Here is a 10,839-nt window from a genome sequence, read left to right as displayed (position 1 = left end):
CCCCGCCATGCGCACCCACCACCTCCCTCCCGTGCTCCGCCGGCACCTGGCGGCGCTGCGGATACTGCTGGTCCTCACCGTGCTCACGGGCGTCGCCTATCCGCTGGTCGTCACCGGTATCGCCCAGGTCGCCTTCCCCCACCAGGCGAACGGCTCCCTGCTGACGACGAACGGCAGGCCGGTGGCCTCCAGCCTGATCGGCCAGAACTTCGCACTCCCGAAGAGGAACCCCCATGACCCCGAGGAGGCCCTGCGGCCCGACCCCAGGTGGTTCCAGCCCCGCCCCTCCGCGGGCGGGTACGACCCGCTGGCGTCCGGTGCCTCCAACCTTGGTCCGAACAACCCAGATCTGACCACCGCGGTCAGGGAACGCCGCGCTGCCGCGGCGGCCTTCGACCGGGTCTCCCCCGCCTCCGTCCCGGTGGACGCCCTGACGGCCAGCGGCTCCGGGCTCGACCCGGCGGTCTCCCCGGCGTATGCGTACGAGCAGGTCCGCCGGGTGGCGAGAGCGCGTCGCCTCCCGCCCGCCACGGTGGAGAAACTGGTCACCGACCACGTCCAGGGCCGCGTCCTCGGATTCCTGGGCCAGGAACGCGTCAACGTCATCGAGCTCAACCGCGCTCTTGCCGGGCTGACGTCGCGGTAGGACGCCCGTCATCGGTCGAGACGGCAGGTCATCAGGGCAGCGTCAAGAGCTGCGCGGTTCGCTTGAATCCATGTGCGGCACCGCATTTGATGGGTGACGTGAACAGCGCCTGGCTCCTTCTCGACCGCCCGCCTCATCCGGCGGCACCGCGTCGTGCGCCGCGCTGCCCGGAGACGTCCGCCTCCCACTGAGACGTTTCCTGCATCCCTACGGGGCGCCGTGGCCTGACCCGGCGCCCCCTTTTCGTACCCCGCACACCCTCGGACCTCGACGGGTGGCGGGTACGTCCGCCCTTTTCGTCCCCTTCCTGGAATGGATCATGTCCGCTTCCGACCTTTCCTCCCGTACCGTCCTGGTCACCGGCGCCACCTCCGGCATCGGATTCGAGACCGCACGCCAGCTCGCCGAGCGCGGCGCCACCGTCCTCGTGCACGGCCGCACCGCCGCCGACGCACAGGCCGCCACCGACAAGCTGATCGCCACCGCGGGCATCGACGGGGCCCAACTGTGCGGATTCGCTGCGGACTTCACGCGCCTGGAGGAGGTCGAGGCGATGGCGCGGCGGGTCGTCGCCGAGCACCCGCACCTCGACGTGCTGGTCAACAACGCCGCCATGGCGGCCCCCGAGCGCCACACCCTCACCGCCGACGGCAACGAGATCGCCTTCCAGGTCAACTTCCTCGCCCACTACCTGCTGACCTGCCTCCTGGAGCCCGCGCTGACCAGCGACCCGGGCGGCCGGGTCGTCAACGTCTCCTCGTCGCTGCACCGCACCGCCTCGATCCAGTGGAGCGACCCGAACCGCGCCCGCCGCTACAGCCGGCTCGCCGCCTACGCCCAGTCGCAGCTCGCCCTCACCGTCTTCGCCGCCGACCCCCGGGTGACCGCGGTCTCCGTCCACCCGGGCATCTGCGAGACGGACCTGATGTCCCTCTACGCACTCAGCGGGGCGTCCGCGGCAGACGGCGCCGCCCACGTCGTGCGGCTCTGTGACCCGGCGGTCGAGATCGTCAACGGCGCCTACTACGACCGCGACCAGCGCGTCGAGCCCGCACAGGCCGCCACGGACGACCGCACCGTCAAGCGCCTCACCAAGCTCGCCGACCAACTCGTCGGCGACGCCGTCTGATGAAGACCGCCTGATGAACACCGCCTGAAGCACACCACTTCCGCGGTAGTACCAGCCGCCTCAAGAACCGGGGACGGCACTCCGAGAACGAAAGGTCCGTGCGCCATGTCCAAGCGCGCCCGCAAGAAGAAAGCCCGCCGCAAGAAGAAGGCCAACCACGGCAGCAAGGCCGGACAGAGCTGAACCGCCGAGCGGGGTGGCCCGACCAGGCCACCCCGCGACCGCCCGCCCCGTTGCGGGGCTCACCGCCCGAACCTGACCCGACGACGAGAGTTGGCGGACCGGATCGACGGGCAGGAAACGCGCGCCGTCTTCAGCGCTTCCGGTCTGCTCTGACCGCTGTGACGGTCGGGCGCATCGGGCCAGGCAAGCACGACAAACGGGGGAAGATGTGGGGCGCCACGCGAAAGCGGTTCGTCCGGGCGACGGTCAATCGCAACCGGGGAGGTTTACCGGAGCCGAACCACGCACGACCATCGCGGGCACCGTTGAGGCACAGCCCGGCCGGACGTTCACTGCGATCGGTGCGCTCCTCATGCTCGGCATCATCGCCGTGGCGGGCCTGCTGCTGCGCATGCCGCTGAACGGCTTCCGTTATCAGACGGGAATGTCCGGGATGTTCGGTACGTTCTCCGCCACGCACTGCCACACCGTTCCCGCAGGTCGCTGCACATCACGCGCCTGCACGGGGACGTTCGTCGCGGCAGACCGCGGGTTCACCGACCGCACTGCACACATCACCGATGCACACATCGAGCTCGGCAAGCCCATCCAACTGCAACGCGAGCCGGACGGCAGCTACATCCGGCCGCTGGCGTCCGGTGCGGCGTTGGACCTGGCAGGCGTCTTCGGGATCGTGACGGGGGCCGCGTTCCTGTCGGTGATGGTGTTCGTGGGAACGAGCAGGGTCCCCGTAGGTGGGGATGCCCCGATCCGGTCGAACCCTCGCAGCCGGCCAACGGTGCTGCCCCTGCTCGTTTGCGTACTCATCGCGAGCGGCGCCGCGGCGGTGTTGGCGTTCGTCGTAGCCATCGTGATCGTGCTGACCGGAAACTGAAGCACAGGGTGGATCCACAACGGTGACGAGACCTCGTCGTGTCGGGCGTGCGGCTGGGCTCTCCGGAGTTCGCTCCAGAGCTCATGAGAACAGCTGGGGCTACACCCTCCAGTTCATCTGGAACGCGTCAAGAACTCCGGCCACCACCACTCACAACACGCCATGCGGGGGAAGCCGAAATCAGGGACGGTACGTCCCCGCGCACGCCGCCTGCGCGCGGCGTGTACTCGGCTGGCTTACGAGGCACTGCGGGATCAACGGGGAGGAACGCCATGACGGTCCACGAGGCACGAACGGCACACACATCGTGCCTATCCGAGACTCCGGTGGTCTCCGATCCGCAACTCCCGCCCACTGATCCCCTGGTTCGCGCGGTGTACGCGGCGCATCGAGCCCTCCGCGATGCCGCCGTGGACCCCACCGAACTCGACGCGATCATCTACGTCGTCCAGCGCCGGCAGTTCCCGTCCCGCTGGCAGTCCTCCCGTGTGGCACGCGCCCTCGGTGCACGGGACGACATAGCCGCTTTCGACGTCCCCGGACCACAAACCGCCCGGAGCATGGCCACAGCACTACTGGGCACGCCCGACCAGCACACGCGCCGCATACTCGTCATCACCGCCGAAGGGCCAGGACAGCCGTCCGCATCGCTGGTCCCGGCCTGACGCCACACCGTGGCCCACGCATACGGCGTGCTTCGCACCTCGGACTTCATGCCTCATCGGCGATCTTCCTGCCCGGCGAAGGCCTCAACGGGAACCGGTGCGGCCGGCAGTGAGACGACCATCGTCAGACCGCCGCCGGGGGTCTCCTCCGGAGTGAGGGTGCCGCCCATCGCCTCCGTGAGACCGCGGGAGAGGGCGAGGCCGAGCCCGAGGCCGGTGGTGTTGTCGGTGTCGCCGAGGCGCTGGAAGGGCTGGAACGCCCGCTCCTGCGCGTCGAGTTGGATGCCGGGTCCGCGGTCGATGACCCGGAGCTCCACCCGCCCGGCCAGCGCGCTGGCGCCGACCGTGACCGGGCGCCCGGCGGGCGAATGGCGGACCGCGTTGGACACCAGATTGGCGATGACGCGCTCCAGCAGCGGCGGGTCGGCCAGCACATCGGGGGCGGTCTCCAACCCCCGGGTCACCACGTGCACCAGCGCCTGCGGCGGTGAACCGGGCAAAGTGTCCAACGCGGTGGGGAGCACCTCGGTGAGCCCGATGGGCTGGAGGTGCAGGGTGAGCGCGCCGGCCTGGAGCCGGCTCATGTCGAGGAGGTTGTCGACCAGCCGGCTGAGCTTGGCCAGGGATTCCTCGGCGGTGGCGAGGAGTTCCTCGCGGTCCTCGGCGGAGAAGTCGACGTCCCGGCTGCGCAGTGAGCTGATCGCGGCCCAGCAGCCGGCCAGCGGCGTCCGCAGGTCGTGGCCGACCGCGGCGAGCAGCGCCGTGCGCATCCGGTTGGCCGCCTTGACCGGTTCGACCTCGGCCGCGGCCTCCGCGAGCCGGGCGCGTTCGACCGCCGCGGTCAGGTGCGCGGCGAAGGCCGTCAGGACGCGATGCTCGGAGGCGGGCAGCCGGCGCCCGGTGAGCACCAGCACGCTGTCGTCCCCTATCGCCACCCTGGTCTCGTGGTCATGGTCGTGATCGTGGCCGTGATCCGACGCCGGGTCGCTCCCGGGTCCTGTGTCGGACTCGGGAGTCGAGTCGCGATCGTGAGCCGTGTCGCCCGCGGTCAGCTGCTGGGGCTCCAACTCGCCTTCTCGGGGCCGCAGTTCAATGGCGTCCATACCGAAGGTCTCGCGGGTGCGCTCCAGAAGAACGGGTACCGCCCGGTCCCCGCGCAGGATGCCGCCGGCCAGCGAGGTGAGCGCTTCGGCCTCCGCGGTGGACCGCGCGGCCCGGCGACTCAGTCGGAGCGACCGGTCCACGATGGCGGCGACGGTGACGGCGACGGTCGTGAACGCGGCTTGGGCGACGACGACGTTGGCCTCGGCGAAGGTGAAGTGGCCGACGGGCGGGATGAAGTAGTAGTTCAAGAGGAGCGAGGTGGTCACGGAAGCGAGCAGCGCGGAGACCACCCCGCCGATGCAGGCCACCCCCAGAACCGTCAGCAGGAACAGCAGCGCTTCGCTGGTGAGGTTGAGGGCGAGCGGGTGAGAGATGTCGCGCAGTGCCACGGTCAGCAGTACGGGCAGCACGAAACCCGCCACCGGGCCGGCCACGCGGCGCCAGCGGGAGAGTCCACTTCCGAGGGTGGGCCATGCACGTCCCTGACCGGCATGTTCGTGCGTCACCATGTGGACGTCGATATCGCCGGAGAGCCCGACGACGGTCTCCCCCACACCGCGGGGCATCAGCACGCGCCGAAGCCGGCCCCGGCGGCTGGCGCCGATGACCAGTTGCGTGGCGTTCTGGGCCCGGGCGAAGTCCAGCAGGGCGGCGGGCACATCGTCCCCCACCACCGAGTGGTAACTGCCGCCGAGACTCTCGACGAGTTGCCGCTGCCCGGCCAACGCTGCCGGCGAGGAACCGACCAGCCCATTGCTGCGGGTGACATGGACGGCCAGGAGATCGCCGCCGGAGGTAGGGGTCGCTCCTGTGCGATCGGCGTGGAGAGCGCGGGGACGGTCCACGATCCGAGCGGCCCGTCGGATAAGGGTCTCGCCTTCCGGACCACCGGTCAGGGCGACCACCACGCGCTCGCGGGTCTCCCACACCCGGCCGATGCTGTGCTCACGCCGGTAGGTGCGCAGCGCCTCGTCCACCCGGCCCGCCACCCACAGCAACGCCAACTCCCGCAACGCGGTGAGGTTCCCGAGCCGGAAGTAGTGCGACAGCGCCGCGTCGACCTTCTCCGGCGGGTAGACGTTGCCGTGCGCCATCCGGCGGCGCAGCCCCTCGGCCGGCAGGTCGACCAGCTCGATCTGGTCCGCGCGGCGGACCACGTCGTCGGGAACGGTCTCGAACTGCGGCACACCGGTGATCTTCTCGACCACATCGCTGAGCGACTCCAGGTGTTGGACGTTGAGCGTGGTCGCCACGTCGATCCCGGCGCCGAGGAGTTCCTCGACGTCCTGCCAGCGCTTGGTGTTGCGGCCGCCCGGAGTGTTGGTGTGGGCAAGCTCGTCGATGAGCACCACCTCCGGACGCAACTCCAGCACCCGGTCGAGGTCGAGTTCGGTGAAGTCCATGCCACGGTGCCTACGTGTTTCGCGTGGCAGCACGTGGAGCTCGTCGAGCATGGCCTCGGTGTGCGGACGGCCGTGGCACTCGGCGAAGGCCACCACCACGTGCGTACCGCGCGCGGCCCGGCGTCGCCCCTCGTCGAGCATCCGGTAGGTCTTGCCCACCCCGGGAGCAGCCCCCAGAAACACCTTGAGCCTGCCGGCACGTGGGCCCGGCCCCTCAGTCGCTTCGCTGCCCCGTGCCATCACGTACTCCTCCACGTACTCCTCTTCAGGAAATCCGCACGCCAGCGGCACCGCGAAGGGTGTCTCACGGCGCGGCACCGGACGGTGTGCGAGGCTCTCAGGACCATCGTCACTTCACGTCGGCAAATACCGCGATTGCGTTCGAAGACGTTGACACAACCCTGACCCCGTCGCCGACAGCAGGCGCCGCCCAGTCGACCGCGTCGGGTACGGAGAGCACAGCGTTGTTCACGTCGGGATTCGCTCTCATCGGGAAGTGCGGCAACGGCGGAAGACGGCCGACCGCAGGACGGTGAAACGCACGACGCTCACTGCGGCCGAGGCGGCGGCGAGCACGAGGGTCTCCGCAGCCGGCGAGGCGTCCGGGACAGCGTCGGTGAACAGGAGCACCGCGGCGATTGTGACCACCTACCCGAGCAGGAACAGGCCACCGGCACCGAGATGGGCGCGGGCACCCGCACCGGACGCCTTGAGCCGCGCCATGCGCCACAATCCCCGCAGGTCGTCGGTCGCGGTGCGGACGACATCCACCTGTGTCCGCATCCTCGACCCAGTCGACCGGTACCTCGTGGATGCGCAATCCGTTGTGTTCGGCCAGCAGCAACAACTCGGTGTCGAAGAACCACGCGTCGTCGCGCGTCACCTCCAGAAAGAGGACGCAGCACTTCTGTGCGGGCGGCTTTGAAGCCGCACTGGGCGGCACTGAAGCGCGCTCCGTGAGTGAGCCGGATCACCGTGTTGTAGCAGCGGGAGACGAACTCCCGGCGCGGTCCCCGGACGGTACGCGCCCCGGGCCCGAGCCGGCTGCCGATGGCCAGATCGGAGTGGCCGTTGGCCAGCGGGCGATCAGTGGCAGCAGCCCGTCCAGGCCGGTCGACAGGTCCACGTCCATGTACACGACGATGTCCGCCTCGCTCCGGCCCACATGGTGCGCAGGGCCAGACCGCGGACTTGCGATTCAGGTGGACGACGCCGACGCCCGGCAGTTGGTCGGCCAGTTCGTGCGCGACGGCCAGGGTCTGGTCGGTACTGGCGTTGTCGGCCACCGTGATCCGCCACGGGAAGGGGAAATCGTCCGTCAGCCGGGCGTGCAGGGTCCGCAGACAACCGGGCAGCGCCCGCTCCTCGTTGTGGACCGGCACCACCAACTCCACGGTCGCGATGCCGGGAAGGTGTGGTCGGGGCGGGGGTTGGGGCGGAACGCGGTTGTCCGGACACTGCCGATGGTCGTATCCGTACTGCTGGGACTGGGCATCTTGAATTCCTCGGCAGGAAGAAGCGGTGTTTTTGGCGCGACCGTCGTTGCCGTCGCGCGCTGCACCGACTCTTTCCGCTTCTCCGGGGCAGGCCCGGAGAGAAAGATGGGAATTCCGAGGGAATCCGCGAAGCGCCCGGCTGGGAAACCCCAGCCGGGCGCCTGCTCCCGATCAGGCTTCCTGGCCGGTGGCGGCGAGGACGATCTCACGGATGGTGACGTTCTGCGGCTGCCGGTAGGCGTAGGCGACCGCCTCGGCCACGGCCTGCGGGTCCAGGGCGCCGCCGGCGGACTTCTTCCACGCCTCGTAGTCCTTCTTGATCTGCTCGTCGCTGGTGTGGGAGAGCAGTTCGGTCTCCACGGCGCCGGGGGCGATGGTCACCACGCGCACGCCGCGGGCGGCGACCTCTTCGCGCAGGTTCTCCGACATGGCGTGGACGGCGAACTTGGTGCCCACGTAGGCGGTGTGGTTCGGGAAGGTCTTGCGGCCGGCGATGGAGCTGACGTTGATGATCGTGCCGGTGCCGCGGGCGAGCATGCCGGGCAGGACGGCACGGACGCCGTACAGCACGCCCTTGATGTTCAGGTCGATCATCCGGTCCCACTCGTCGGCGCTCTGGTCGGCGAGACGGCCCAGGAGCATGGCCCCGGCATTGTTGACGATCGCGTCGGCCGGCCCGAACCGCTCTTCGGCCTCGCGTACCGCGACCTCGACCGCGTCCCGGTCGGTCACGTCGACCTTGCGGCACAGGGTCTCGGGCAGGCCGAGCTCCTCCAGCTTCTCCAGCCGCCGGGCGAGGAGGAGCAACGGGTGACCCTGGGCAGAGAGGAGGCGGGCGGTGGCTGCACCGATGCCGGAGCTGGCACCGGTGATGACGATCAGGGGCTTGGACATGGTGATTCCTCGTGAGACGGGTGCGAAGCGTGTGTGTACCGGTCTCCAGAAGACCACCCGGCAACGGGCGCCGAGCACCGGCAGCGGAGGGAGGGCGTACCGGGGGTCCGGCAGACCCCCCTTCGCCGCCCGGCGGCGGGCGCACCCCGTCCTATCCTGGATCGATGAGCACGTCAGCGGGGCGCGAGCCCAACGGTGAGCTGCGCGACTTCCTGCGCTCGCGCAGGGCCCGGATCAGTCCTGCCGAGGCCGGCCTGGGGCCGGACATCGCCGGGCGGCGCCGGGTGCCGGGGCTGCGCCGCGAAGAGGTGGCACGGCTGGCCGGCATCAGCGTCGACTACTACGTACGCCTGGAGCGCGGGCGCAACCCGAATGTCTCGGCGTCGGTACTGGAGGCCGTGGCCCGCGCACTGCGCCTGGATCAGGCCGAGCGGGCCCACCTGTTCGCCCTGGCCCGCCCCAGGCCGGGTTCGGCGCGTCGCCCCGTGCCACCGCAGCGGGTGCGCCCCGGGCTGCTCCGGCTCCTCGACTCCCTGACCGACACCCCCGCGATGATCATGGGCCACCGGCTGGACGTGCTCGCCGCCAACGCCCTCGCCAAGGCCCTGTACACCGACTTCGACGCACTGCCGCACCGCGACCGCAACCTCGCCCGGTTCCTCTTCCTCGACCCCGCCGCCCGCGATCTGATCGCCGACTGGGAAACCGCGGCCCGCGGCACGGTGGCGGCCCTGCGGCTGTACGCGGGACGCCACCCGCACGACCCCCGCTTGACCGAGCTGGTCGGCGAGCTGTCCGTGCACGACGAGGACTTCCGCCAGTGGTGGGCCGACCACGATGTCCTCGCGTACACCCACGGCACCAAGCACTACCGCCATCCCCTCGTCGGCGAACTGGCCCTGGAGTACGAGTCGCTCACCCTGCCGGACGACCCGGACCAGGCCCTCTACCTCTACACGGCCGAGCCCGGCAGCCCCTCCGCGCACGCGCTGCGCCTGCTGGGCAGCTGGTCGGCAGCGGACCTCACGGCCGGGCGGACGCCGCAGCCCACACCCGACATCGAGGCCACCGCCCAACCCGGCCACCCGGACCATGCCGCGGACACACCGCCCAGCAGCACCGGCCGCGACCGCTGACTGCCGGCCCCGGCCCTCGTGTCCCAGCGGTTGACTGCCCGTTCCGGACGCGGTGGCTGATCGCCCCCGCGGTGGCCGCCGGCGACGCCGAAGCAGACGGCTACCGCTTGCCCCGCTGGGCCGCCACGACCTCGCTGATGGTGCGCTCGGCACTGGAGCCGCGCTGCGCCTTCTCCGCGAAGCCGGGGAACTGCCCGGCGATGGCACTGAGCACCTTCAACTCCACCGGCGCGACGTTGACTTCGCACAGATCGCGCTCGACGGCCCGAACCACCCCCGCCACCACCTGGCCCGGGGAGACCATGCGCACACCGGCCGGCGGGGTGGCGCCCGTGACGGCGAACATACCGGCATCGCGCACGGCACCGGGTTGGACCAGGGAGACCCCCACCCCCGTGCCATGCAGGTCCTGGCGGAAGGAGAGCGCGAAACCGCGCAGCCCGAACTTGGCGGCACTGTAGAGCGAGGAGTACTTGGTGGCCGCCTTCCCGGAGATCGAGCCGACGAGCACGATATGGCCCCGACCCGCCTGGACCATCCGGGGCGCGAGCGCGCGGGACAGCATGACGGGGGCGCGCAGGTTCACGGTCAGCGCGCGGTCGATCTGCTCGGGCGTGTAGTCGAGCAGCTCGCCGGTGGAGGGCAGAGCGGCGTTGGCGATCAGGATGTCCGTGTCCGGGGCGGCCTTGGCGAGGTGGTCGACCTGGTCCGGGTCGGCGAGGTCGGCGGTGACCGCTCGGGCACCGAGCTCGTCGGCGAGCGCCTCCAGGGCATCGGCACGACGCCCGGAGAGGATCAGCTTGGCCCCCTTGGCAGCCAAGTCGCGGGCGATGGCCTGACCGATGCCGCCCACGGCACCAGTGAGGAGAACGGTTGATCCTGCGATGCGCATGGTACGAGCCTCCAAAATACTGTTCGTTCGAACGAACAGTATGGAGAACGGGACGACCGTGTCAACAGCAGACTTCGCCGGACCCGCCGACCGCTCCAGCACCGAAGCGGTCCAGGGCACGATCAACGCCTTCCCGTGCGTACGAGTGCAGGACGCACCCCATGACGCGGCGGACAGTGACCACAGGCGCACTACAGGTGAGCGACGAGGAATCGCTGATCCACTTGGCGGCGCTGATCCGCTTCCCGCCCAGCTCGGGGGACGATCTTCGCCGGTCGCAGCCGCCCCCGGCCCTTCCCCCTTGTCACGAGGGCGCCGCTGGCACAATGACTGCCATGTCCAAGCCCCCCGGAACCCGGCAGAGCATCATCGACGCCGTCCTGCGCATCATCGGTGAGGACGGCGTCGCCGCGGTCA

General features: G+C 70.3%; 10 protein-coding genes and 1 pseudogene. 5 read left to right on the top strand and 6 right to left on the bottom strand.

All coding sequences use genetic code 11. The features are described from left to right. Positions 1-7: 7 nt before the first annotated feature. From kdpC to AB0C96_RS39335, 4 genes are all read left to right on the top strand, one after another. Positions 8-646, top strand: coding sequence for a potassium-transporting ATPase subunit KdpC (gene kdpC / locus AB0C96_RS39350; RefSeq protein WP_362924632.1), 639 nt, complete (start codon positions 8-10; stop codon positions 644-646). A 319-nt stretch (positions 647-965) separates the two neighbouring features. Beyond that, the gene (locus tag AB0C96_RS39345; protein ID WP_362924631.1) at positions 966-1,775 is read left to right on the top strand and encodes an SDR family NAD(P)-dependent oxidoreductase; all 810 of its coding nucleotides are present in this window, start codon (positions 966-968) and stop codon (positions 1,773-1,775) included. 535 nt (positions 1,776-2,310) lie between these two features. Further along, entirely contained in the window at positions 2,311-2,832 is a 522-nt protein-coding gene (locus AB0C96_RS39340) for a hypothetical protein (protein ID WP_362924630.1), read from the top strand. Between the two features lie 410 nt (positions 2,833-3,242). After that, positions 3,243-3,497: a hypothetical protein gene (locus tag AB0C96_RS39335; RefSeq protein ID WP_362924628.1), complete on the top strand. Its 255-nt coding sequence runs from the start codon at positions 3,243-3,245 to the stop codon at positions 3,495-3,497. 53 nt (positions 3,498-3,550) lie between these two features. On the opposite strand, the gene AB0C96_RS39330 is transcribed toward AB0C96_RS39335, so the two are convergent. The 5 genes and pseudogenes from AB0C96_RS39330 to AB0C96_RS39310 form a co-directional block, all read right to left on the bottom strand. Further along, entirely contained in the window at positions 3,551-6,244 is a 2,694-nt protein-coding gene (locus AB0C96_RS39330) for an ATP-binding protein (RefSeq protein ID WP_362924626.1), read from the bottom strand. A 246-nt stretch (positions 6,245-6,490) separates the two neighbouring features. Then, positions 6,491-6,634, bottom strand: coding sequence for a hypothetical protein (locus AB0C96_RS39325; RefSeq protein ID WP_362924681.1), 144 nt, complete (start codon positions 6,632-6,634; stop codon positions 6,491-6,493). An 18-nt stretch (positions 6,635-6,652) separates the two neighbouring features. Then, positions 6,653-6,775, bottom strand: coding sequence for a hypothetical protein (locus AB0C96_RS39320; protein WP_362924679.1), 123 nt, complete (start codon positions 6,773-6,775; stop codon positions 6,653-6,655). Positions 6,776-7,254: 479 nt separating this feature from the next. Then, positions 7,255-7,386, bottom strand: a pseudogene (locus AB0C96_RS39315) (glycosyltransferase); the annotation flags it as partial. A 285-nt stretch (positions 7,387-7,671) separates the two neighbouring features. After that, a complete protein-coding gene (locus AB0C96_RS39310; RefSeq protein WP_362924625.1) occupies positions 7,672-8,394 on the bottom strand; it encodes an SDR family oxidoreductase in 723 nt (240 codons plus the stop codon). Positions 8,395-8,558: 164 nt separating this feature from the next. On the opposite strand from AB0C96_RS39310, the gene AB0C96_RS39305 reads away from it, so the two are divergent. After that, complete coding sequence (locus AB0C96_RS39305) at positions 8,559-9,530, top strand: helix-turn-helix transcriptional regulator (RefSeq protein WP_362924623.1); 972 nt, start codon at positions 8,559-8,561, stop codon at positions 9,528-9,530. 100 nt (positions 9,531-9,630) lie between these two features. On the opposite strand, the gene AB0C96_RS39300 is transcribed toward AB0C96_RS39305, so the two are convergent. Next, positions 9,631-10,422 (bottom strand): SDR family NAD(P)-dependent oxidoreductase, encoded by a 792-nt coding sequence (locus tag AB0C96_RS39300; RefSeq protein WP_362924622.1) that lies wholly within the window; start codon positions 10,420-10,422, stop codon positions 9,631-9,633. Between the last annotated feature and the right edge of the window lie 417 nt (positions 10,423-10,839).

Source organism: Streptomyces sp. NPDC048506 (genome assembly GCF_040651315.1).
Taxonomy (GTDB): Bacteria; Actinomycetota; Actinomycetes; order Streptomycetales; family Streptomycetaceae; genus Streptomyces.
Note: the sequence above shows the minus strand (reverse complement) of the source record. Positions and strands in the feature narration are given on the sequence as shown.

Excerpts from the sequence above, each read along its gene's own strand:
- AB0C96_RS39310 (WP_362924625.1), bottom strand. The coding sequence starts at position 8,394 with ATGTCCAAGCCCCTGATCGTCATCACCGGTGCCAGCTCCGGCATCGGT.
- kdpC (WP_362924632.1), top strand. The coding sequence starts at position 8 with ATGCGCACCCACCACCTCCCTCCCGTGCTCCGCCGGCACCTGGCGGCG.
- AB0C96_RS39300 (WP_362924622.1), bottom strand. The coding sequence starts at position 10,422 with ATGCGCATCGCAGGATCAACCGTTCTCCTCACTGGTGCCGTGGGCGGC.
- AB0C96_RS39330 (WP_362924626.1), bottom strand. The coding sequence starts at position 6,244 with ATGGCACGGGGCAGCGAAGCGACTGAGGGGCCGGGCCCACGTGCCGGC.
- AB0C96_RS39340 (WP_362924630.1), top strand. The coding sequence starts at position 2,311 with ATGCTCGGCATCATCGCCGTGGCGGGCCTGCTGCTGCGCATGCCGCTG.
- AB0C96_RS39345 (WP_362924631.1), top strand. The coding sequence starts at position 966 with ATGTCCGCTTCCGACCTTTCCTCCCGTACCGTCCTGGTCACCGGCGCC.
- AB0C96_RS39305 (WP_362924623.1), top strand. The coding sequence starts at position 8,559 with ATGAGCACGTCAGCGGGGCGCGAGCCCAACGGTGAGCTGCGCGACTTC.